This is a genomic window from Cellulomonas chengniuliangii, from assembly GCF_024508335.1.
GTDB lineage: Bacteria > Actinomycetota > Actinomycetes > Actinomycetales > Cellulomonadaceae > Cellulomonas_A > Cellulomonas_A chengniuliangii.
On record NZ_CP101988.1, the window covers coordinates 467,312 to 490,246 of the forward strand.

General features: G+C 73.0%; 20 protein-coding genes. 9 read left to right on the plus strand and 11 right to left on the minus strand.

Annotation, left to right across the window (positions count from 1 at the left end):
* Positions 1 to 33 precede the first annotated feature (33 nt).
* Positions 34 to 1,374 (minus strand): L-fuconate dehydratase, encoded by a 1,341-nt coding sequence (locus NP064_RS02245; RefSeq protein ID WP_227568138.1) that lies wholly within the window; start codon positions 1,372 to 1,374, stop codon positions 34 to 36.
* A 357-nt stretch (positions 1,375 to 1,731) separates the two neighbouring features.
* Between NP064_RS02245 and NP064_RS02250 the strand changes: the two genes are divergently transcribed.
* Positions 1,732 to 2,529: an IclR family transcriptional regulator gene (locus NP064_RS02250; protein WP_227568137.1), complete on the plus strand. Its 798-nt coding sequence runs from the start codon at positions 1,732 to 1,734 to the stop codon at positions 2,527 to 2,529.
* 140 nt (positions 2,530 to 2,669) lie between these two features.
* Positions 2,670 to 3,422, plus strand: a complete 753-nt coding sequence (locus NP064_RS02255; protein WP_227568136.1) for an SDR family NAD(P)-dependent oxidoreductase — start codon at positions 2,670 to 2,672, stop codon at positions 3,420 to 3,422.
* Positions 3,423 to 3,458: 36 nt separating this feature from the next.
* Here the strand turns inward: NP064_RS02255 and NP064_RS02260 are convergent, their stop codons facing one another.
* From NP064_RS02260 to NP064_RS02270, 3 genes are read right to left on the minus strand one after another with little or no spacing between them, the layout of a single operon-like run.
* Positions 3,459 to 5,003: a UxaA family hydrolase gene (locus tag NP064_RS02260; protein ID WP_227568135.1), complete on the minus strand. Its 1,545-nt coding sequence runs from the start codon at positions 5,001 to 5,003 to the stop codon at positions 3,459 to 3,461.
* Positions 5,000 to 5,977: a DUF6807 domain-containing protein gene (locus NP064_RS02265; RefSeq protein ID WP_227568134.1), complete on the minus strand. Its 978-nt coding sequence runs from the start codon at positions 5,975 to 5,977 to the stop codon at positions 5,000 to 5,002. The genes NP064_RS02260 and NP064_RS02265 overlap by 4 nt, the downstream gene beginning before the upstream one ends.
* Positions 5,974 to 7,155 carry a Gfo/Idh/MocA family protein gene (locus NP064_RS02270; protein ID WP_227568133.1) on the minus strand — a complete coding sequence of 394 codons (1,182 nt, stop codon included), beginning with the start codon at positions 7,153 to 7,155 and terminating at the stop codon, positions 5,974 to 5,976. Before NP064_RS02270 ends, NP064_RS02265 begins: the two co-directional genes overlap by 4 nt.
* Positions 7,156 to 7,454: 299 nt before the next feature.
* Between NP064_RS02270 and NP064_RS02275 the strand changes: the two genes are divergently transcribed.
* From NP064_RS02275 to NP064_RS02285, 3 genes are read left to right on the plus strand one after another with little or no spacing between them, the layout of a single operon-like run.
* On the plus strand, positions 7,455 to 8,390 hold the full coding sequence (locus NP064_RS02275; protein WP_372456337.1) for a carbohydrate ABC transporter permease: 936 nt from the start codon (positions 7,455 to 7,457) through the stop codon (positions 8,388 to 8,390).
* Positions 8,383 to 9,300, plus strand: coding sequence for a carbohydrate ABC transporter permease (locus NP064_RS02280; RefSeq protein WP_227568132.1), 918 nt, complete (start codon positions 8,383 to 8,385; stop codon positions 9,298 to 9,300). The genes NP064_RS02275 and NP064_RS02280 overlap by 8 nt, the downstream gene beginning before the upstream one ends.
* Positions 9,301 to 9,338: 38 nt before the next feature.
* On the plus strand, positions 9,339 to 10,679 hold the full coding sequence (locus tag NP064_RS02285; protein ID WP_227568131.1) for an ABC transporter substrate-binding protein: 1,341 nt from the start codon (positions 9,339 to 9,341) through the stop codon (positions 10,677 to 10,679).
* A 114-nt stretch (positions 10,680 to 10,793) separates the two neighbouring features.
* On the opposite strand, the gene NP064_RS02290 is transcribed toward NP064_RS02285, so the two are convergent.
* The 4 genes from NP064_RS02290 to NP064_RS02305 all read right to left on the minus strand — a co-directional run bounded on the left by NP064_RS02290 (position 10,794) and on the right by NP064_RS02305 (position 16,206).
* Positions 10,794 to 11,831: a LacI family DNA-binding transcriptional regulator gene (locus NP064_RS02290; RefSeq protein WP_227568130.1), complete on the minus strand. Its 1,038-nt coding sequence runs from the start codon at positions 11,829 to 11,831 to the stop codon at positions 10,794 to 10,796.
* Between the two features lie 45 nt (positions 11,832 to 11,876).
* Entirely contained in the window at positions 11,877 to 13,403 is a 1,527-nt protein-coding gene (gene glpK, locus NP064_RS02295) for a glycerol kinase GlpK (protein WP_227568129.1), read from the minus strand.
* A 69-nt stretch (positions 13,404 to 13,472) separates the two neighbouring features.
* Entirely contained in the window at positions 13,473 to 14,210 is a 738-nt protein-coding gene (locus NP064_RS02300) for an MIP/aquaporin family protein (RefSeq protein WP_227568128.1), read from the minus strand.
* Positions 14,211 to 14,367: 157 nt separating this feature from the next.
* Entirely contained in the window at positions 14,368 to 16,206 is a 1,839-nt protein-coding gene (locus tag NP064_RS02305) for a glycerol-3-phosphate dehydrogenase/oxidase (RefSeq protein ID WP_227568127.1), read from the minus strand.
* Between the two features lie 237 nt (positions 16,207 to 16,443).
* Here NP064_RS02305 and NP064_RS02310 point away from each other — a divergent pair, with 237 nt between their 5' ends.
* Complete coding sequence (locus tag NP064_RS02310) at positions 16,444 to 16,953, plus strand: amino-acid N-acetyltransferase (RefSeq protein WP_227568126.1); 510 nt, start codon at positions 16,444 to 16,446, stop codon at positions 16,951 to 16,953.
* Between the two features lie 10 nt (positions 16,954 to 16,963).
* Here the strand turns inward: NP064_RS02310 and NP064_RS02315 are convergent, their stop codons facing one another.
* Positions 16,964 to 17,869 (minus strand): HhH-GPD family protein, encoded by a 906-nt coding sequence (locus NP064_RS02315; protein WP_284439683.1) that lies wholly within the window; start codon positions 17,867 to 17,869, stop codon positions 16,964 to 16,966.
* 191 nt (positions 17,870 to 18,060) lie between these two features.
* Here NP064_RS02315 and NP064_RS02320 point away from each other — a divergent pair, with 191 nt between their 5' ends.
* A complete protein-coding gene (locus NP064_RS02320) occupies positions 18,061 to 18,672 on the plus strand; it encodes a hypothetical protein (RefSeq protein WP_227568125.1) in 612 nt (203 codons plus the stop codon).
* Between the two features lie 19 nt (positions 18,673 to 18,691).
* Here NP064_RS02320 and disA read toward each other — a convergent pair whose 3' ends face one another.
* Together disA and radA are read right to left on the minus strand one after the other, a co-directional pair.
* A complete protein-coding gene (disA, locus tag NP064_RS02325; protein ID WP_227568124.1) occupies positions 18,692 to 19,774 on the minus strand; it encodes a DNA integrity scanning diadenylate cyclase DisA in 1,083 nt (360 codons plus the stop codon).
* Positions 19,775 to 19,886: 112 nt separating this feature from the next.
* Complete coding sequence (gene radA, locus NP064_RS02330; protein WP_227568123.1) at positions 19,887 to 21,341, minus strand: DNA repair protein RadA; 1,455 nt, start codon at positions 21,339 to 21,341, stop codon at positions 19,887 to 19,889.
* A gap of 86 nt (positions 21,342 to 21,427) precedes the next feature.
* Here radA and NP064_RS02335 point away from each other — a divergent pair, with 86 nt between their 5' ends.
* Together NP064_RS02335 and NP064_RS02340 are read left to right on the plus strand one after the other, a co-directional pair.
* Positions 21,428 to 21,976 (plus strand): potassium channel family protein, encoded by a 549-nt coding sequence (locus tag NP064_RS02335; RefSeq protein WP_227568122.1) that lies wholly within the window; start codon positions 21,428 to 21,430, stop codon positions 21,974 to 21,976.
* Positions 21,977 to 22,120: 144 nt separating this feature from the next.
* Complete coding sequence (locus tag NP064_RS02340; protein ID WP_227568121.1) at positions 22,121 to 22,918, plus strand: hypothetical protein; 798 nt, start codon at positions 22,121 to 22,123, stop codon at positions 22,916 to 22,918.
* Positions 22,919 to 22,935 lie beyond the last annotated feature (17 nt).

Here is a 22,935-nt window from a genome sequence, read left to right on the forward strand (position 1 = left end):
CCGGGTGTCGTGGACACCCGGGCGGGCATTGGCTCAGACCGCGGGCGCCGCCTGCTCCGCCGCGAGCCGCGCGGCCCAGTAGGAGCCGTCGGGGTAGCGGAACTCGGCCACGGACGCGGCGTGCATCTCGGTCGAGTAGCCGGGCAGGCTGGGCGGCGCGTACGCGGCGTCCCGCACGATGCACGGGTCGGTGAAGTGCTCGTGCAAGTGGTCGACGAACTCGGTGACGCGCCCCTCGCGGGTCCCCGAGATGGCGACGAAGTCGAGCATCGACACGTGCTGCACCATCTCGCAGAGCCCCACGCCGCCCGCGTGCGGGCACACCGGCACGTCGAACTTCGCGGCCAGCAGCAGCACGGCCACGATCTCGTTGAGGCTCGCGAGCCGGCCCGCGTCGAGCTGGCAGAAGTCCATCGCCCCGGCCTGCATGAACTGCTTGAACATGACCCGGTTGTGGCAGTGCTCGCCGGTGGCGACGCCCACGGGCGAGACGCCGCGGCGGATGGCCGCGTGGCCGAGCACGTCGTCGGGGCTGGTGGGCTCCTCGATCCACAGCAGGTCGAACTGCGCGAGCGCGTTGGTCCACTCGATGGCCTGGTCGACGTCCCACACCTGGTTCGCGTCGATCATCAGCGTGCGTTCCGGGCCGATCACCTCGCGGGCGATCGCGCAGCGGCGGACGTCCTCGTCGAGGTCGGCGCCCACCTTGAGCTTGATGTGCTGGTAGCCGGCGTCGACCGCTTCTTGGCACAGCCTGCGCAGCTTCTCGTCGCTGTATCCGAGCCAGCCGGCGGAGGTGGTGTAGCAGGGGTACCCGGTGGCCTCGAGCTCGGCGATGCGGGCGGCCTTGCCGTCCTCCTTGGCGCGCAGCAGCGCGATCGCCTCGTCGCGGGTGAGCGCGTCGGACAGGTAGCGCAGGTCGGCGACGTCGACGAGCTGCTCGGGGGTCATGTCGGCGAGCAGGCGCCACACCGGCTTGCCGGCGACGCGCGCGACGAGGTCCCAGGCGGCGTTCATGACGGCGGACAGCGACAGGTGGACGACGCCCTTCTCAGGGCCGAGCCAGCGGATCTGCGCATCGGCGGTGAGGTCCCGGTACACCTGGCCCATGTCGGCTGCCATCGCCTGGACGTCGCGGCCCACGAGGTGCGCGGCCTGCTGGCGGGCGGCCACCCCGACGATGTCGTTGCCGCGGCCCGTGGTGAACGTGAGCCCGAAGCCGGCGAGCGGCGTGCCGTCGGGCGCCGTGCCGTCGGTGCGCAGCACGACGTACGCGGCCGAGTAGTCGCCGTCCTTGTTCATGGCGTCCGAGCCGTCGGCAGTGAGCGACGTCGGGAAGCGGATGTCCTCGATCTCGACGCTGGTGATCCTCATGCGGTGCTCCGTGGACTAGGGGATGGCTCCGCGTCAGGCTAGCATTCATCTGATGAATCAAGGACCGTAGAGCACAAGAGGGTGCCTCTGTACGGACGTAGTGCGCGACAGGTCTGATGACTGGCACGGAGTGCGCCCATGGCTGCCGAGTACCTCGTGGGCAGCGCCACCGACGCCGTCCTCGACGTCGCCCACAGGCGCCGCCCCGCGCACCCGCTCAACCCCGCCGCCCTGGCGCACGCATGGCACGCTGCGCCGCCCGCGTGGCTCTCACAAAAAGCGGTCCCGGCTGGCCAGGGGGCGCGCCTAGTCTGTGCGCATGCCCACCCTGACCAGGCCATCGTGCCCGAGAGTTCGATGACCGAGACCTCGTCCGCCTCGCCGGTGGAGTCCGTCGACAGGGCGCTGCTCGCGCTGCAGGCCCTCGCCCGCGCAGGCAGCCGCGGGCTGACGCTCGCCGAGCTGGCCTCCTCGCTGGGCCTGCACAAGACGACAGTGCACCGAGCGCTGCAGGCCCTGCGGTACCGCGGCTTCGCTGTGCAGGACGCGGCTTCCGGGCACTATGTCCTCGGCCCCTCCGCGACGCTGCTGGCCGACGACTTCCTCAGCGACGAGAACCTGCCGCTGATGCTGCACCCCGCCCTTGTGGCGCTGAGCGGCGACGTCGACGAGCTCGTCCACCTGGGCGTCCTCAGCGGCCCGCACGTGGTCTACCTGGACAAGGTCGAGCCGGCGCGGCCGGTCCGCGTGTGGTCCGCGGTGGGGCGCCGCAGCCCTGCCGTGCGGACCGCCCTGGGCAGGGCCCTGCTCGCGTACCGGGGCGCCGACCGCGCCGCGCTCGCCGGCTACGTGCGCGCGGGGGAGGAGGGCGCCGCACCGTCCACCGCCACGGCGACTGAGGAGGCCGCCGCCGTCGAGTCCGCCTGGGAGGCCCTCGAGGCGGCCCGCGCTCGCGGCTACGCCACGGAGCGCGAGGAGAACGAGCCGGGCATCAGCTGCGTGGCAGTGCCCCTGCTCCGGTCGGGCTCGGCCATCGCCGCCGTGAGCCTCACCGCCCCGGCGGAGCGGATGACCACCGAGCGCCTGGAGTGGCTGCACGGCCGGATGCGCGCGGTGCTGCCCCAGCTGCTGCCCGCGGGCCTGACCCTTCCGTGACGACCTGCCGCGACTGATCGCTGGGGCCGTCGGGTGAGGCCCGGCCTGCGGGTGTAGACCCGCGCCCAGCGGTGAACTAGCGTCACGCCAGGTCCCGACACGCCGTCAACCGAGGAGTGCCGGATAAGCAGGGAGTGGCCATGGAGAACCTCGAGGGTCGGCGGGCGCTGGTCACCGGCGCCGCCACCGGCATCGGACGGGCCACGGCGCTCGCGCTGGCGCAGGCGGGCGCGGACATCGCGTTCACCCATCTGACCCACGACCCGGCGGAGACCGTCGCGGGGGTCGAGGCGCTGGGCCGCCGTGCCATCGCGTACCAGCTTGACGCCCGGCACAGCTGGGATGTCGACCGCGTGGTGGTGCAGGCCGCCGACGAGCTGGGCGGCGGCATCGACATCCTGGTGAACAACGCCGGTGGGCTCGGCGGCCGCCAGCTCGTCACCGGCATGGACGACCAGCACTGGCACCTCGTGCTCGACCTCAACGTCTCGAGCGTCTTCTACGCCACCCGGGCGGTGCTCCCGCTCATGCCTGATGGCGGGCGCATCATCACCATCAGCTCGCTGGCCGGGCAGAACGGCGGCGGCACCGGGGCCGTCGCCTACGCCACGGCGAAGGCGGCGCTCGACGGGTTCACCCGGGCCCTGGCCCGGGAGCTGGGCCCGCGGGGCATCACGGTGAACTCGGTGGCGCCCGGGTTCATCGGCGGCACGCCCTTCCACGCGACGCACACGCCCGAGCCCGCGCAGCGCGCCGCCGTCGAGGGGACCCCGCTCAAGCGCGCGGGCACCCCCGAGGACGTCGCGGCCGCGGTCGTGTACCTGGCCTCCGAGGGCGCGGGGTTCGTCTCCGGCGCGGTGCTCGACGTCAACGGCGGCGCGTACTTCCGCTGACCTGGGCACAGGCACAGGCACAGGCACAGGCGCCGGTCAGGTGACGGTGCCGAGCTGCCACGGGATGAACTCGTCCTGCCCCAGGTCGAGCTCCTCGGAGACGGTAGGCTCACCCGAGGCCACCGCGATGACCTTCTCGAAGATCTCCTCGCCCACCTCGGTGATCGTCGCGGTCCCGTCCACGATGCGCCCAGCGTTGAGGTCGATGTCCTCGGCCATGCGCAGGTACATCTCGGTGTTGGTGGACACCTTGATGGAGGGCGTCGGCTTGCACCCCAGCACCGAGCCGCGCCCGGTGGTGAACACGACCACGGTGGAGCCGCCCGCGACGATGCCCGTCACCGACACCGGGTCGTACCCCGGGGTGTCCATGAACGTGAAGCCCTTGGCGGTCACGCGCTCGGCGTACTCGTAGACGGCCGCGAGCTCCGCCGACCCGCCCTTGGCGACCGCGCCGAGGGACTTCTCCAGGATGGTGGTCAACCCGCCGGCCTTGTTGCCGGGGGACGGGTTGTTGTCGAGCGATCCGCCCCCGTGCGCCGCGTAGCTCTGCCACCAGTCGATCCGGCGCAGCAGCGCCTGGCCGACCTCCTCGGAGACGGCCCGCCGCGTCAGCAGGTGCTCGGCGCCGAACACCTCCGGGGTCTCGGCGAGGATCGTGGCGCCGCCGTGCGCCACCAGCAGGTCCGAGGCGTGGCCCAGCGCGGGGTTCGCCGTGATGCCGGAGTACCCGTCCGAGCCGCCGCAGTTCATGCCGAGCACGAGCTCGCTGACGGGCGCCGGCTCGCGGCGCAGCGCGTCGATCGCGGGGAGCATCTCGGTGATCGCCTCCACGCCCGCCCGCACGGTCTTGCGGATGCCGCCGCTCTCCTGGATGACCAGGGTGCGCACCACCTTGTCGGGGGCCAGGTCCAGCCCGTCCAGCAGCGACTGCGCTGGCAGCATCTCGCAGCCCAGCCCGAGCACCAGGAGCCCGGCGAAGTTGGGGTGGGCGGCGTAGCCCCGCAGGGTGCGCATCATGATCTGCGCGCCCTCGCTGGCGGGCACCAGCCCGCAGCCTGACTGGTGGGTCAGGGCCATCACGCCGTCCACGTGCGGGTACGCGTCCAGCAAGGGCCCGCGGAACTGGTCGGCGATGAGCTTGGCGGAGGACGCCGAGCAGTTCACCGAGGTGAGGATGCCGATGTAGTTGCGGGTGCCCCATCGGCCGTCGCCGCGGCGGTATCCCTGGAACGTGCGGGGCGGCCCGTCGGGCGCGGGGAGGTGGACGCGCGCGGTGCCGAACTCGTGCTCGCGGGCGGTGTCGTCCATACCCAGGTTGTGGGTGTGCACGTGGTCGCCCACCGCGATGTCCCGAGTCGCCAGGCCTATCGACTGGCCGTACTTGCGCACCTGCGCGCCCGCCGGCACTGCCCGGACCGCGAGCTTGTGGCCGCGGGGCACGCTCTGCGCCAGGGTCAGCGGCTCGCCGTCGTGCAGCACCGTGGCGCCGGATTGCAGGTCGCGCGTGGCGACCACGACGTCGTCTCCGGGACGCAGCAGGATCGCGAGGTCGGTGAGCGCGGGCGTGAGGGTGGTCATGGGCCGGTCTCCGGGGTGGCAGGGGCGGGAGAGTCGTCGAGCAGGTGGAGCGGGGCGTCGAGCAGCCGGCCGACCTCGTCGTCGGGGAGCCGGCCGTCGGCCACCAGGCAGCGGAAAGACCGCCGGAGCGGCAGCGAGGGCAGGACGTCCACGGGCTCCGACCAGGCGAGGGAGGAGCCGAGCCCGGGGTAGCCCGAGACGCGCACGAACCAGGGGTCGCGGGCCGTCATCGCATCGGCGGGAGCCAGGGCGACGGTGAACAGGCCGCTGGCGGGCGCCTCGCCGCGGGTGTGGGCGGTGGACCGCGCCGACCAGGCGAGCCACCGGGCGCCATCGGCGGGCACGGAGCCGTGCACCCGGTCCTCGCCGTGGTCGAGCGGTGTGCGCACCCGCACGTCGTCGCAGGCGGGGAGCCGCCAGAACAGGCCGCCGTAGCCGCCGCCCACGCGGCCGTGCGCCCCAGGGCTGCCGAGCCGCACAGGCTGCGCGCCGGGCGGCACGGTCAGCGTGGACGTGAGGTCCAGCCGCCACGCGTGGGCGCCGGCGCGGGCCCAGCGCAGCTCGCGGGTCTCGGCGAGCAGCGGCTCCTCGTCGCCCGTGAGCCAGGTCAGGTGCTGCGCCAGCGCGGTGGCCGCGGGCTGATCCGACCGGTCGTGGCGGATCCGTCCGTGGTCGCGCCGCCAGGTGTAGCCGGGCCCGCGCAGATAGGTCCGGCCGCCCCACAGGTTGTGGCCGTTGACGTCCTGGACGCCGAGGCCGAGGCCCACGTGCCAGGTGTGGTCGGCGGGAGCGGCGTCGGTGACCACCACGCCGGCGAGGGTCCGCACGGGATGCAGGTGTGGGCGGGGCGAGTCGAACTCCGGGGCGCCGGAGCCGTCGGCGCACACCGCGACCGCCACGCCGTCGATGGCGAGCTCGGCCAGGGTGGCCGAGGGCCCCCACGCGGGGCTCGGCTCCCACGGCGGCGCCTTCATGCGCGCACCGTCCACGGCGCGTCCAGCTCCTCGAACGTGCGCAGGTCGTCGGCGACCCGCTCGCACCACTGCGCCACGTCGCGCACCCTCAGGCGTGCGCCCAGCGCGTCGTGCACCCGGTCGACGTGCTCGGCGGCGATCTGGCGCGGCGCCGGGGCGTTGCGGACCGCCTCGAGCACCCGCATGAACGCGCCCGTGGCGCTCAGCGGCGCCAGCAACGGGGTCCCCTCCGAATTGGCGCGGTGGGCGAGCAGGTTCTCGAGCAGGTCGGTGCGCCCGCGCTCGATCGTGCGGTGGCCGTGGCTGCCCGTCACCTCGATGACGTCGCGCGTGTAGTGCAGCACGACGCTGCCCGCGCTGCCGTGCACGATGATCCGCGGCGGGGTGTGGGTGTCGGCGCAGAGGGTCAGCCCGAGGGCCACCCGCAGGCCGGCGCGGGTGGTGACGCGCAGGCTGCTCGTGTCGTCGGCCTCGATGTCGTTCGCGCGGTACAGGTCGAGCTCGACCTCCTGGACGTCGTCCACGGTGCTGGCGCCGCCGAGCAGCAGCGCGGTGGCGACCGCGTGGGCCAGCGGGTTGGTGGTGACCCCGTCGACCACCGGGCGCCCGCCGAGCGTGCGGCGGCCGGCCCACGGCGCCCGCGCCCAGTACTCCTCGTCCCGCACCCAGGTCCCGACCGCCCCGATGCCGCGCACCTGGCCGATCTCACCGCCGTCCACGATCTCGCGGACGGCCTGCAGGGCGTGGGAGCCGTACGTCTGGAAGCCCACCTGGACGGCGCGGCCGAGGCCCTGGGCGACGTCGACCAGGCGGACCAGCTCGGCGAGGGTCGCCGTGGGCGGCTTCTCGAGCAGCACGTCGCAGCCCGCCCGCACGGCGCGCTCGGCCAGGTCGGCGTGGGTGTCGATCGGGGTGCAGAGGATCACGACGTCCGGCGGGCCGGCCGCGAGCAGCGCGCCGAGGTCGGGGAACCAGGGGATCGGGTGCTCGGGGTCCGCGATCGCGAGCCGGGCGCCCGGGCGCGCCCCGGGGGCGCCCCTCGAGGGGTCGACGAGGGGCCGGGGGTCCACGACGGCGACCAGGCGGAGGACGCCCTGATCAGCGAGGTCCCGGGCGTGACCAAGATGTGATGTTCCGTGGCCGTGCACTCCGACAAGTGCCACGGTCGGTGGTTTCATGGTCGTCTGCGGGGGTATCTCCGCAGGTCGGAGGCGTTCTTGGTCGGTGAGCGGCCGGGTGGGGCCGGGCGGCTGCGGCACGAGGGCTCCGTCTCACGTGGCGCCGGCGGGGAGCCGGCCTGTGCGGGTGTGGTTGACATCACAACTTCGCGACTGGTACCAAACTACTACACAGACGGAGAGCGCTTTCCAGCAGTTGCTCGGGCATCAATGAAGATCCACCGGGAGTGTGCATGACCCTCGTCCAGCGCCATCAGACGGCCCCTGCCGTCACCGATCCCCCACGGGGGTGGTGACACGTGGCCGGCATCGCCGAGCTCCGCAAGCTCCGGGGGAGTGCCCCCGCCTCCATCGCCCCCTCGGAGCGGGGTGACAACAAGGCCGCGCTGCTGTTCCTCGGGCCATGGTTCATCGGCCTGCTGCTCATCACCGTGGGGCCGATCCTCGCCTCGCTCTTCCTGTCCTTCACGGACTACAACCTGCTGCAGCCCCCGAGCTGGACAGGGCTGGACAACTACGCGCGGATGCTCGACGACGCGCGACTGCACCAGTCGTTGCGCGTCACGTTCACGTACGTGTTCGTGTCGATCCCGCTGCAGCTCGCCCTGGCGCTGGCCCTCGCGCTCTTCCTCGACCGGGGGGTGCGTGGGCTGCCCTTCTACCGGTCCGTGTACTACCTGCCCTCGCTGCTCGGCGGCTCCGTGGCCATCGCGCTGCTGTGGCGCCAGGTGTTCGGCACCCAGGGCCTGGTCAACCAGTTCCTCGGGGTGTTCGGCATCGAGGGGCAGGGATGGGTCTCGCACCCCGACACGGCGCTCGGCACGCTGGTCATCCTCAACGTGTGGACCTTCGGCGCCCCGATGGTGATCTTCCTGGCGGGCCTCCGGCAGATCCCGGAGATGTACTACGAGGCCGCGCAGATCGACGGAGCCGGGAAGGTGCGGCAGTTCCTCGCCATCACGCTCCCGCTGCTGACTCCCATCGTCTTCTTCAACCTGGTGCTCCAGGTCATCAACGCGTTCCAGTCGTTCACACAGGCGTTCGTCGTCAGCGGCGGCAGCGGAGGGCCCGTCGACTCGACGCTCTTCTACACGCTCTACCTCTACCAGAAGGGCTTCGGGGCACTCGACATGGGCTACGCCTCCGCGATGGCCTGGCTCCTGCTCGCCATCGTCGCAGGGCTCACCGCCATCAACTTCGTCGTCTCCAAGTACTGGGTCTTCTACGATGACTGACACCGCGACCAGCCTCCCGACGCGGACCCCCGGCGCCGTCGCCGGCCCCCGCCCGCCGCTCGCCCGGCGCCGGCCCACCGCCCGCGCCCGGCTCCGCACCGTGCTCAAGCACGCGGTGCTCATCGCCTTCGGGCTGATCATGATCTACCCGCTGCTGTGGATGCTGGCGAGCTCCCTCAAGCCCAGCGCGCTGATCTTCCGCGACCCGTCGCTGCTGCCCTCCGAGATCGACATGAGCAACTACACCGTTGGGTGGAACGCGCTCTCGCACCCGTTCAGCCACTACCTGCTGAACTCCGCGGTGCTCGTCCTCGGGGCGCTGCTCGGCAACCTCGTCTCGTGCTCGATGGCCGCCTACGCGTTCGCCCGGCTCAACTTCAAGGGCCGCAAGATCTGGTTCGCCATCATGCTCATGTCGATCATGCTGCCGATCCACGTGGTGATCGTGCCGCAGTACATCCTGTTCTCCCAGCTCGGCTGGGTGAACACCTTCCTGCCGCTGATCGTGCCGAAGCTCCTGGCCACCGACGCGTTCTTCGTCTTCCTCATGGTGCAGTTCTTCCGCGGCCTGCCCCGTGAGCTCGACGAGGCCGCGCGCATCGACGGCGCCGGGCACGTGCGGATCTTCGCCCAGGTGATGCTGCCGCTGTCGGTCCCCGCCCTCGCGACCACCGCGATCTTCACCTTCATCTGGACGTGGAACGACTTCTTCCACCAGCTCATCTTCCTCACCAAGCCGGACATGTACACGGTGCCGATCGCCCTGCGGTCGTTCATCGACTCGTCTAGCGAGAGCTCGTGGGGCCCCATGTTCGCGATGTCGATCGTCTCGCTCATCCCCCTGTTCCTCATCTTCCTGCTCGGCCAGAAGTACCTCGTCAAGGGCATCGCCACGACGGGGATCAAGTGATCCACCGGTCCCACCACCTCCCGCACCGAAGGAGCACGATGTCTCTTCCCACCAGCCCCCGCCGCCTCGCGCGGCCGGGTGTGCGCCTGGCCGCCGTCACCGTCGCCGCGGCCCTCGCACTGGCAGCCTGCGCCGGATCCGACTCCGGGGCCGACCCCACCAGCGCCACTGACGCCGCCGACGAGGAGGTCACCATCCGGTTCTCCTGGTGGGGGTCTGACAGCCGGCACGCGCTCACCCAGCAGGTGATCGACGCGTTCGAGGCCAAGCACCCCAACATCACCGTCGAGCCGGACTTCACCACGTGGGACGGGTACTGGGACAAGCTGTCCACCTCGATCGCGGGCGGTGACGCGCCCGACGTCATCACGCAGGAGGAGCGGTACCTGCGCGAGTACGGCACCCGCGGGGTGCTCCTCGACCTCGGCGAGGTCGAGGACACCCTCGACACCAGCGGCATCGACCCGTCGGTCGCCGAGTCCGGCAGCTTCGACGGCGCGACCTACGGCGTCGCCACCGGCGTCAACGCCTACGTCGTCCTCGCCGACCCGCAGGCCTTCGCGGACGCGGGCGTGGAGATGCCCGACGACACCACCTGGACCTGGGACGACTACGTCGAGATCGCCACGAAGATCTCCGAGGCCAGCGGCGGCGCCGTGTTCGGCACGCAGGACTACGGGTTCAACGAGCCGGCGTTCTCCATCTACGCCCGCCAGCACGGCCAGTCGCTCTACAAGGAGGACGGGTCGCTCGGCTACAAGGACAGCCTGATGGCCGACTGGTGGAAGATCTCGCTGGCCCTGCAGCAGTCCGGCGGCCAGCCGGAGGCCTCGCGGTCCGTCGAGATCGACGGCGCCGGCCCGGAGGGCTCGCTGCTCGGCACCAACACGGGCGCCATGGGCGTGTGGTGGACCAACCAGCTCGGCGCGATCAGCAAGGCCTCGGGCCGCGAGCTGCAGATCCTGCGGTTCCCCGGCGAGTCCGAGTCCAAGCGCACCGGCATGTACTTCAAGCCGGCGATGTACTACTCGATCGCCAAGACCTCCAAGCACCCCGAGGAGGCCGCGCTGTTCGTCGACTTCCTGCTCAACAGCACCGAGGCCGGCCAGCTGCTCCTCTCCGACCGCGGGCTCCCGGCCAACCTCGAGGTCCGCACCGCCGTCACGCCCAACTTCAGCGACGCGGACAAGCAGTCGGCCGAGTTCCTGGAGGGCCTGCGCGAGGACATCGTCGACGGGGTCGCCGTGCCGCCGGTGGGCGCCGGCGAGGTCGTCCCGTTGATCAAGCGCATCAACGGGGAGGTCCTGTTCGGCCAGATCACCCCGGAGGACGCCGCGGCGAAGTTCACCGCCGAGGTGACGGCCGCCACCCAGAAGTAGGCCCCCTGAACCGCGGCCACGGCGCCGGCGCAGCCCGCACGACGGGCTGCGCCGGCGCCGTTCGCCGTGCGGACAGCGACCACGCCCCACGAGCCGCGGTGGGGGGAGGAGCAGTCAGGAGGCCGCGGGGTCGCGCGGCGGGGTCGAGGCGCGCAGCACCACGGTGGCCTCCACGTGGACCAGGCGCGGCTCGTCGGCGGGCGGCGCCAGGGCCAGCTCGGTCGCGGCGACCCCCACCTCGACCAGCGGCACCCGCACGGTGGTGAGCGGCGGCGTGACGTCGCGCAACGTCACGATGTCGTCGAAGCCGGCGACAGCGAGCTCGCCGGGCACATCCACCCCGGCGTCCCGGGCGGCGGCCATCGCGCCCACCGCCATCACGTCGTTCACGGCGAACACCAGCTCGACGGCGCCGCGGCGGCGCAGCAGCTCCTCCATGCCCTCGTACCCGCCGTCGCGGGTGAACGCGCACCGGATCACATCAGCGGGGTCCAGCGTGACGCCCTGCTCGGACAGCCCTTCCGTGAACCCGTCGAGCCGCTCGCGTGCGGTGAGGTGGCCCGCAGGGCCCGCCAGCACCGCGAAGCGCCGGTAGCCCAGGCCGTGCAGCGCCCGCGCCAGCGCCGCCGCGCCGGCCGCGTTGTCGATCACCACGGTGTCCACGCCCAGCACGGGCTGGCCCACCAGCGCCGCCGAGCCGCCGCCCGCCCGGTAGTCGGCCAAGGCCCGGCGGAGCTCGGCGTTGAGCGCCTCGTCGTCGGTGCGGCCGCCCGCGATGATGATGGCGCGGGCGCGCTGCCGCTGCAGGACCTCGATCAGGCCCCTCTCCCGGGACTGGTCGTGCCGGGTGCTGGCGAGCGTGACGGCCAGTCCCGCGCGGTCGGCGGCGGCGCTGACGCCGGCGGCGATCGACGAGAAGTACGGGTCGGCGATGTCGTGCACCACCAGGCCGAGCGACGTGGTGCGCCCCCGGGCCATGGCCTGCGCGTTCGCGTCGGGGGAGTAGCGCAGCCGGGACGCGGCCGCGAGGACCCGCTCGCGCAGGTCCTCGCGGACGGTGCGGTTGGCGCTGCCGTTGATCGCACGGGACGCGGTGGCGAGCGAGACGCCCGCCTCCCGTGCGACATCGCTGAGCGTGACGGTGGCGGCCATGCCGTCAGGGTAGGGGGTCGCGGGCCGCTGTCCCAGGAGGCGGCCTCACTCGACGTCGTCGTCCACCCAGTCGAAGGTGCGCGTCACCGCCTTCTTCCACAGCCGGTACTGGCGCTCGCGCTCGGCGGCCTCCATCGACGGCTCCCAGCGCTTGTCCTCGGCCCAGTTGTCGATGACGTCCTGCTCGCCCTCCCAGAAGCCCACGGCGATGCCCGCCGCGTACGCGGCGCCCAGCGCGGTGGTCTCGGCGACCTGGGGGCGGATGACTGGGACGTCGAGCACGTCGGCCTGGAACTGCATGAGCATGTCGTTGCTGACCATCCCGCCGTCGACCTTGAGCTCGGTGAGGGCGACACCGGAGTCGGCGTTCATGGCGTCGACCACCTCGCGGGTCTGGAACGCGGTGGCCTCGAGCACGGCGCGCGCGATGTGCGCCTTGTTCACGTACCGGGTGAGCCCGACAAGCGCCCCGCGCGCCTCCGAGCGCCAGTACGGCGCGAACAGCCCGGAGAACGCCGGCACGAAGTACGCGCCGCCGTTGTCGGGCACGCTGGCCGCGAGCTGCTCGATCTCGGGCGCCGACTTGATCAGCCCGAGGTTGTCGCGCAGCCACTGCACCAGCGACCCGGTCACCGCGATCGAGCCCTCGAGCGCGTACACGGGCGCCTTCTCGCCGATCTTGTACGCGACCGTGGTGAGCAGGCCGTTCTCGGAGGGGACCAGCTCCTCGCCGGTGTTGAGCAGCACGAAGTTGCCGGTGCCGTAGGTGTTCTTCGCGGTGCCGACCTCGAAGCACGCCTGGCCGAACGTCGCGGCCTGCTGGTCGCCGAGGATGCCCGAGATCGGCACCTGCGGCACCATGCCGCCGAGCCGGCCGTAGCCGTACACCTCGGAGGACGAGCGGATCTCGGGGAGCATCGACATCGGGATGCCCATCTCCCCGGCGATCTCCTCGTTCCACGTGAGGGTGTCGAGGTTCATCAGCATGGTGCGGGACGCGTTCGTGACGTCGGTGACGTGCACCCCGCCGTTGACGCCGCCGGTCATGTTCCACAGCACCCACGAGTCGGTGTTGCCGAAGGCGAGCTCCCCACGCTCGGCCTTCTCCCGCGCGCCCTCGACGTTGTCGAGGATCCAGCGGATCTTCGGGCCGGAGAAGTACGTGGCGAGCGGCAGGCCGACCCGCGACTTGTACCTGTCCGAGCCGCCGCCCAGCGCGGCGAGCTCGTTGGCGATCTTCTGGGTGCGGGTGTCCTGCCACACGATGGCGTTGTACACCGGCTTGCCGGTGGTCCGGTCCCACACGACGGCGGTCTCGCGCTGGTTCGTGATGCCGACCGCGGCGATGTTCTTCGCCGTCACGTTGGCGCGGGTCAGCGCGACGCCCACGACCTCGCGGGTGTTGGTCCAGATCTCCTCGGCGTCGTGCTCCACCCACCCCGGCCGCGGGAAGATCTGCTGGTGCTCGAGCTGCCCGGAGTTCACGATCGTGCCGGCATGGTCGAACACGATGGCGCGGGTGCTGGTGGTCCCCTGGTCGATCGCCAGGACGTACTGCGGCGTGTCGGGCATGGTGTTCCTCTCCATTGAGGGATCGCTGTGCGGGATGCGCCGGGCGGCAGGGGCGCCGGGCGCCGGTGGTCAGATGTACCAGTTCGCGGCGAGCCCGCCGAGGATGCCGCCGACGATGGGGCCCAGCACGGGCACCCACGAGTAGGACCAGTCGCTCGATCCCTTGCCCTTGATGGGCAGCAGGGCGTGGGCGATGCGGGGGCCCAGGTCACGCGCGGGGTTGATCGCGTACCCGGTGGGCCCGCCGAGGCTCGCGCCGATCCCCACGACCAGGAACGCGACGGGCAGCGCGCCGAGCTGGGCGGGGTCGTTGGCGAACATGAGGACCACGAACACCAGCACGAACGTGGCGATGACCTCAGTGGCGAAGTTCCACCCGTACGAGCGGATCTGCGGGCCGGTGGCGAAGACCGCCAGCTTCGAGGCGGGGTCCAGATCCTCGTCGAAGTGCCTCTTGTAGGCGAGGAAGCTCACGAGCGCGCCGAGCGCGCCACCGAACATCTGCGCGGTGAAGTAGATGATGCCGTTCCACGCCGACACCTCGATGCCGGGCGCGAACTCCTCAGCGCCGTTGGCCCAGATGCCGAAGGTGATCGCGGGGTTGATGTGCGCGCCGGTGCGGAAGGCCGCGTAGACGCCCGCGAGCACCGCGAAGCCCCAGCCGAAGTTGATGAGCAGCCAGCCGCCGTTGAAGCCCTTCGACTTCGGCAGCAGGACGTTGGCGACGACGCCGGTGCCGAGCAGCGTGAGCAGCCCGGTCCCAACGGCCTCCGAGGCGAAGATCTCCCAAGAGCTGTACACGTCCACGTGTGATCCCTTTCCTGAGCGACGTCGGTGTCGTCCGGGGGAAGAACCGCTGGTCCCCGCAGTTCTCGGAACGAGCGGGGCCGGTGGGCTCCCGCCACGTCAGGCCGCCAGGGCGACCTGGATGGGGCCGGCCTGCCAGGGCCGGTCCCGACTGCCGTCAGGTGCCGGCCGGTCCAGGCGACGCGGGGGAGTCCTCCTCGGCTCCCGGCTTGCGGCCCGCGTCCGGCACGAACGGCGACGAGTCCTCGTCCTTCCCGCCCACCGGGACGAGCGGCACGATGTCCATGGCCTCGAGCCGCACCCGCTCCGCGGTGGCGTCGTCCGGCTCCAGGGTGGCCGCGTGCTCGGCTGCGGCGCGCTCGCGGTAGGCGGCGATCTCCGCGGCGCGCTGCTCCGCGTCCCAGCCGAGCACGGGGGCGATGAGGTCGGCGATCTCCTCGAGGGCGCCCACGCCCTTGTCGGCCTGCTCGTAGTTGAGCCGGGTGCGGTGCATCATCACGTCGTCGAGGTGCAGGGCCCCCTCGTGGCTGGCCGCGTAGACGATCTCGGCCCCGATGTAGGCGGGGGCGTGCGGCAGCGGCTCGGCCAGGCGCGGGTCGTCCTCGACCAGGTCCAGCAGCTCGGCCAGCAACGAGCCGTACCGGTGCAGCAGGTGGTCCATGCGGAACTGGTCCCAGCCGTGCTTCTTGGCGATCGCGCGGGACTGGCGCTGGACCGCCTCGAGCCCCTCGGCCCCGGCCAGGGGGATGCGGGTGGTGATGGACGGCAGCGTCGTGGCGCGCGACCCGATCGCGAAGTCCACCGCGTCCTTGGCCATCACCCGGTATGTGGTGAGCTTGCCGCCCGCCACCACGGTGAGCCCGGGAGTGGGGCTGGCGACGGTGTGCTCGCGCGACACCTTCGCGGAGGACGTGCCGGCCTTCGTGCCGGGCTGCAGCAGCGGCCGCAGGCCCGCCCACGTGCCGATCACGTCCTCGCGGCTGATCGGCCGGGCCAGCACGGTGTTCGCGTGCGCGATGAGGTAGTCGATATCGCTGGAGTTCGCGACGGGGTGCACCAGCTCCTGGCTCCACGGGGTGTCCGTGGTGCCGATCACCCAGTAGCGCGACCAGGGGATGATGAACAGCACACTCTTCTCGGTCTGCAGGATCAGCCCCGCCGTCCCGGCGATCCGGCTGCGCGGCACCACGATGTGGATGCCTTTGCTGGCCAGCACCCGTAGCCCGCCCTCGGAGCCGGCCAGCCCCTCGGTCTCCTCGGTCCACACACCGGTCGCGTTGATCACGTGCCGGGCGCGCACGTCGATGTGCTCGCCGGTCTCGAGGTCCACCACCTCGGCGCCCGTCACGGCGCCGCCGGTGGTGGTCTGCAGGGTCACGAGCTCGGTGCGGGAGGCGGCGTGGGCGCCGTAGGACACGGCCGTGCGGATGAGCGTCGACACCAGGCGGGCGTCGTCGACGGCCGCGTCCCAGTACTGGATGGCCCCGATCGCCGCGTCGTGCCGCAGGTCGGGGAACAGCCGCTCCATGCCTTTGCGGGTCAGGTGCCGGTGGATCGGCATGGCGCGCTTGGTGCCGCTCGCGGTGGCGAGCGTGTCGTACAGGGCGACGCCGGCGCCCACGTACGCCCGCTCCCACACGCGGTTCTCGAGCGGGTAGAGGAACGAGACGGGCTTCACCAGGTGCGGCGCGATGCGGGTCATCAGCAGGTCGCGCTCGGTCAGCGCCTCACGGACCAGGTGGAAGTCGAGCATCTGCAGGTAGCGCAGGCCCCCATGCACCAGCTTGGAGGACCTGCTCGACGTCCCGCTGGACCAGTCCTGCGCCTCGACCACAGCGGCGGAGAGGCCGCGGGTGACAGCGTCGAGGACGATGCCCGCGCCGGTCACCCCGCCCCCGATGACCAGCACGTCGAGCTCCCGGCCTGACTCGGTGCTGGCACGGAGGGCGCCCAGCGCGTCGCTGCGCAGTCGCGCGGTCAGTGCTGCTGTCCTCATGGCGGGGCTCCCTCGGTGTCCACTGCTGCCGTCGACGGGGAGCGCACGCGAGGGGGAGACGGGCGAAGCCCGTCGCGAGCCCGCACGCGCGTCCTCGCCTGCGGCAACGTCACCACGTCATGACGTGCCGCGCAACCGCAGTACCTGCGGCTCCGCGGCCTGGGCGGCCGCTCCCGTGGTGGCCCGTGCGGATGGACGGAGCCGATGGCGGGCCGCCGCGGTCGGTAGTTTGGGCCCGTGACCGCTGCCGCGCCCCGTGTCCGTCCCGCGCTCCCCGCAGACGTCCGCACGATCCGCGCCCTCGTGCAGCCGTACGCGACCGAGCGCATCCTGCTCGCCAAGGAGTGGGTCGGCTACTACGAGGCCGTGCAGGAGTTCGTCGTCGCCGAGGCCCCGGACGGCGGCGTCGTGGGCTGCGGCGCCCTGCACGTCATGTGGCAGGACCTCGCCGAGGTGCGCACCCTCGCCGTCGACCCGGCGTGGCGCGGCCGGGGGGTGGGCCACGTGCTGCTCGACGCCCTGCTCGACCGTGCTCGCGACCTCGGCCTCACCCGGGTGTTCTGCCTGACGTTCGAGGTCGACTTCTTCGCGGCGCACGGCTTCGCGCCCATCGACGGCACCCCGGTCACCCCGGACGTCTACGCCGAGCTGCTGCGCTCGCACGACGACGGCGTCGCCGAGTTCCTCGACCTCGCCCGCGTGAAGCCCAACACGCTGGGCAACACCCGGATGCTCATCGAGCTGTGAGCGGGCCCGGTCAGGGCAGCCGGTAGGTCGGCGGCTCGTCCCCGTCGGCTGCGGCGTCCCGGGCCAGCAGACCGTCGGCGAGGAGCGACTCGACGCACCGCTCGAGCTGGGTCCGGTCAGGCCAGAGGGCCTCGACGGCCGCGGCGGGCACAGGGCCTATCGCGTCGCGCAGCAGCGCCATGACCCGGCCCCGCACCTGCCGGTCCGTGCCCGCCCACGCCTGCGTCCGCCGCCGCGCGGCATGCTCGTCGGCCGGCCTCCCGGCGGCCCGCCACGCGCACAGCCCCGCGACCGGGCACGCGTCGCACCGCGGGCTCCGGGCCGTGCACACCAGCGCGCCGAGCTCCATCGAGGCAGCCGACCATCGCGCCGCCGTCGCGTCGTCCTCGGGGACCAGCGACTCCGCCAACCGGAGCTCCGCGGCCGTCTGGCTGGGCGCCGGCAGCGCGACACCCGCCACGGCCCGCGCCAGCACGCGCCGCACGTTGGTGTCGAGCACCACCGAGCGCCGCCCGAACGCGAAGGCCTGCACGGCCGCCGCGGTGTAGGCGCCCACGCCCGGCAGGGCGAGCAGGTCCTCGGAGGCGTCGGGCACCACGCCGGAGTGCCGCTCGACCACGGCGCGCGCGCACTCCTGCAGACGCAGCGCGCGGCGCGGGTAGCCGAGCCGGTCCCACGCGCGCAGCACGTCGGCAGGGCTCGCGGCGGCGAGGTCGGCGGGCTCGGGCCAGCGTGCCATCCACGCCCGCCACGCCGGCTCGACCCGCGCCACCGGGGTCTGCTGCAGCATCACCTCGCTGACCAGCACGCCCCAGGCCGAGCGGTCCTCCGAGCGCCAGGGCAGCTCGCGGGCGTGCTGCCCGAACCACTCGAGCACCGCCTCGCGCAGCAACGGGGCGTCGACGGCAGTGGGCACCGGCCCATCCTCTCCCACGGCGCTGGCCCGTCCCGCAGCGGGCACGCGCCGGGGCGGGTGCGACGGTCGCTGGCAGGTCCCTGGCCGACCCGCCCGGGCTCGGCGTGGGATACCGACCGGGGGACCGGTACCGTACGGCTGGACCGGGTGAAGCGCCGCCGGTGCGCGGCCGACGTGAGGACGGTGCCGTCATGGGTGTGCTGCGACCGGCCGGGCCGCTGCCGTCCCGGGTCTACTGGATCCGCCGATTCGTGGTCCTCGGCATCCCGCTGCTGCTCGTCGTCGTCATCGTGTGGGCGTTGACGGGCCGTGGCGCCCCGGCGGACGCCGCCGACACCGGGCAGACCGGCGACCAGGCCCCCGCGGATGCCCCGGAGGCGCCCGACAAGGCCGATGACGAGGAGCCGGGCGCGCCGCAGGCCTGCGCTCCCGAGGCGTTGGGCCTCACCCTCGCAGCGGACGCGCCGTCGTACGCCGCCGCTGCGGTGCCCACCTTCACGGTCACGCTGGCCAACACCGGCTCTGTCGACTGCCTGGTGGACGCGGGCTCGGGGCAGCTCGAGATCCTGATCGTCTCGGGCGAGGACCGCATCTGGTCGAGCCGTGACTGCCCGGCCGGCGCCGCCGAGCGTCAACTGCTGCTCGGACCCGAGCAGACCGACGTCACGCAGGTCCAGTGGACGCGGGTCCGCTCAGCCGAGGGGTGCGCCACCGGCCTACCCGCCGTGAAGCCGGGCACCTACTCCGCGACGCTCGCCGTCGGCGGAGCGGCCGCCGCGCCCCAGGTCTTCGTCCTGGAGTGACGGGCTCGGGCGTCGCACGTCAGACGTAGCGCTCGAGGATGCTCGACTCGGCCAGCCGGGACAGGCCCTCTCGCACGGCCCGGGCCCGCTGCTCGCCCACGCCGTCCACAGCCATCAGGTCCTCGATGCTCGCCGCGAGGAGCTTCTGCAGGCCGCCGAAGTGCTCGACCAGGCGGTCGACGATGGCGGCGGGCAGCCGGGGGACCTTCGAGAGCAGCCGGTATCCGCGTGGCCCGGCGGCCGCGTCCAGCGCGTCGCCGCCGCCCGGGAGCCCGAGCACGCGGGCGAAATGCGTGATGTCGATCAGCTCGGTGCTGTCGAGCTCGGCGAGCGCGGCCTGCACGGCGTTGGCGTCCCGCTCCTTGCGGGACGCCTCGACGTAGTCCCGGATCACCAGCTCGCGGTCCGAGCTGATGCCGCCGGTGAGCTCGTCGAGCTGCAGGGACAGCAGCCGCCCGTCGGTGCCCAGCTCGACGACGTACCCGGCGATCTCCTCGGAGATGCGGCGCACCATCTCGAGCCTCTGGACCACGGCGGAGACGTCGCGGACGGTGACGAGGTCCTCGATCTCGAGCGCGGACAGGGTGCCGCTGACCTCGTCGAGGCGGGACTTGTACCGCTCGAGCGTCGCGAGCGCCTGGTTCGCACGGGACAGGATCGTGTCGGAGTCCTCGAGCACGTGGCGCACGCCGCCCACGTAGAGGGCGACGATGCGCATCGACGCGGACACGGAGATCACGGGGAAGCCGGTCTGCTTGGCCACACGCTCGGCGGTGCGGTGCCGGGTGCCGGACTCGGTCGTCTCGATGGTGGGGTCCGGCAGCAGCTGCACGGCGGCCCGCAGGATGCGGTGGACGTCCCGGTCCACGACGATGGCGCCGTCCATCTTGGCGAGCTCGCGCAGCCGTGTCGCCGAGAACTCGACCTCGAGCTCGAACCCGCCCGAGCAGATCGACTCGACGGTGCTGTCGTAGCCCAGGACGATCAGTGCGCCGGTGCGGCCGCGCAGGATTCGCTCGAGCCCGTCCCGCAACTCGCCGCCCGGGGCGACAGCGGCCAGCGTCGAGCGCAGGAGGTCGTCAGGCGCAGGAGTGGTCGGCACACGGGTGATCCTACGCGTGGGCGCCTCCCAGGCAGAGGGGGCGACCCGAACGGCGGCGCCCGAGATCACGAGATCCCCGCCGAGGCCGTCCACGGTCGAGGCGGCGCCGGTGTCAGGCGTGGCGGTCTCCGGCGACACCGCAGACGCGGACCGCCTCCGCCAGGTCTCCCACCTCGAGGATCTCCATCCCCGCCGGGGCCGCGCCGCCGTCCAGCGAGCCGGCGGGGACCACCGCCCGGACGAACCCCAGGCGGGCGGCCTCCGCGAGGCGCCGGGTCGTTCCCGTGACGGCGCGGATCTCGCCGGCGAGGCCGACCTCGCCCACGGCGACCATCCCGCGGGGCAGGGCGACGTTCTCCCGGGAGCTGGCGGTCGCGAGGGCGAGCGACAGGTCCGCCGAGGGCTCGACGACCCGGGCGCCGCCGACGGTCGAGACGTAGACGTCTTGATCCGCGAGCCGTGCGCCGACCCGTCGTTGCAGCACGGCGAGCACCATCGCGAGCCGGCTCGCGTCGATCCCGCTGGTGGTGCGGCGGGGGTTGGCCAGCATGCTGGGCGCCACGAGCGCCTGCACCTCGGTGGCCAGCGGCCGGCGGCCCTCGAGGGTGACCGTGACGCACGTGCCGGGCACGTGGTGCAGGGCGTTCGACACGAAGAGCCCGCTGGGGTCGGTGAGGCCGGTGATCCCCGCCTCGGACAGGTCGAAGCACCCCACCTCGTCGGTGGGGCCGTACCGGTTCTTGGTGGCGCGCAGCAGGCGCAGGCGCGAGTGCCGCTCGCCCTCGAACTGGCAGACCACGTCCACCAGGTGCTCCAGCGTCCGAGGGCCGGCCACGGAGCCGTCCTTGGTCACGTGGCCGACGAGCACCACGGGCATGTCGCGCTCCTTGGCGACGGCGATGAGCGCCCCGGCGACCTCGCGCACCTGGCTCACCCCGCCCGCGGCCCCGTCGACCGCGGCCGAGGCGATGGTCTGCACCGAGTCGACGACGAGCAGATCGGGGTCCACCTGCTCGACGTGGCCCAGGACCGTGCCCAGGTCGGTCTCCGCGGCCAGCAGCAGGTGGGGGTCCAGCGCGCCGATCCTCTCCGCGCGCAGCCGCACCTGCCCGGCGGACTCCTCCCCGGTGATGTAGAGGACGCGTCGACCGGTCGCCGCCGTGCCGTCGCCGCCCTCGCGGCCCGCCCGTGCCGCCCTGCTCGCGACGTCCAGCAGCAGCGTCGACTTGCCCACCCCCGGCTCGCCCGCGAGCAGCACCACGGCGCCCGGCACCAGGCCGCCGCCCAGCACCCGGTCGAGCTCGTCGACTCCGGTCGGACGGGCGCGGCTCGCCTCGACGTCGATCTCGGCGATCGGGCGGGCAAGGGCTCGCGTGGGCGCCACGGTGGCCGTGCGCGGGGCGCCGCCTCCCGGACCGGCGTCCTCGAGCACCGATCCCCAGGCCTGGCACTCGCCGCAGCGGCCCACCCACTTGGACGTGGTCCACCCGCACTCACCGCACCGGAATCCGGCACGGGAGGCGCGGCTGAGGGGTTCGGCGCGGCGGGCGCTGGTCGTCGAGGTCACGGGGGCACGCTAACCCGCGGCGCCCACATGCCCGTGCGCCGGGTGGCGGCCTCGCGCCGCGCGGCCGCGCCCCGGAGGATGGGCCCATGGCAGCTGGGCCGCGGCGTCGGGCACTGGGCCGCTGGTCGCGCTCGGCGGCGCTGCTCGGCAGCGCGGTCCTCGCGTACTACACGGTCCCGTTGAGCTCGGCCGAGACCACGGAGGCACGGGCCTGGCGCTGGATCCTCTTCATCCTCGGGGTTCTCGGGTTGATCGCGCTCACCGCGCACCAGATCCGTCGCCAGCTGCGGTCCCGGGACGACACAGGCGTGCGACTGGCCAGCATCATGGTGGTGCTGTACGCGGTGGTGGTGTTCTTCTCGGTCGCCTACTACGGCCTCGCGACCCGTGCCGAGGGCCAGATGGAGGGCATCGCGACCCGCACCGACGCCCTGTACTACACAGTGGTGACGCTCGGCACCGTCGGGTACGGGGACGTTCATGCGGTCGGCCAGGGCGCCCGGATCGTGACCACGGTGCAGATCCTCTTCGACCTGGTCATCGTCGGCCTGCTCGCCTCGGTCGCCACGCAGCAGATCCAGAGGATGGGCAGGCGTTCGCGCCAGGGGGACGAGCAGCGCGACGAGCGCACCTGAGGGTGGCCGCGGCGGGGAACGGGCGTGGACGGGGGGCGTGCCCTGTGGAGGCCTGGTGTCGCTGCCGGGCGGCGCCAGCGCCGACCACTAAGGTTCTAGCGACCTCCGGGCGGACCGGATGACGCGCAGTAGGGGAGACATGCCATGAGCGACACCCGACCGGGCGGCCAGCCGGGACACCCCGCAGAGCGCCCGTCCGCGCCGTCGCCGTTGTGGCCGCAAGGACTGGGCGGCGTGGCCGGGCAGGGATCGACGCAGCCCAGCCCGACGCCCGAGCCGGACGTCGCGACACGTGCCCGCAGCGCCGACGCGGACGTCGACGCCGCCGCCCGCAAGCGTCGCCTGATGCTCATCGGCGGCATCGCCGGCGGGGTCGTCGTGGTGGGCGGCGTGATGGCCGCCCTGCTGCTCGGCGGCGACGACAGCCCGGCGCCCGCCACGGACGCCGCCACGGTGTTCCTCCCGTCGCCCACCCCCTCCGTCGCCCCCGTGGCGCGTGAGGCGGCCACCGCGTTCGCCGCGGTGCTGCCCGTCTCCGTGCTGCAGTTCGCCCTGGCGACCTCGGCGAACGACGACGCCTGGCTCGCCGCCAACGCCATCGAGGCGTACACCGAGACCTTCACGGACGGCGCCTCGGGCACGGTCACGGTGCAGGCCGGGCAGTGGGAGACGCCCGAGGAGGCCGCCGCCCACGCGGCGAGGCTCGCTGCCGAGCTGCCCGCGGCCGGTGACGCCGCCGCGACGGCCGACCCGACGGCGACCCCGGCGGCGCCGGCGCCTGAGTCGGGCGAGGTGACCGTCGCCGGCGCGGCGGTCGGGACCTACACGATCGGCGCCCTCGGCGCGGACGGGGTCGCGGTGTGGTCCAACGGCACCACGGTGTTCCGGGCCACCGGCCCGGTCGAGGTCATCCACGACTTCTACAAGGCGTTCCCGCTCTGACCCGAGCGTGACGCGGC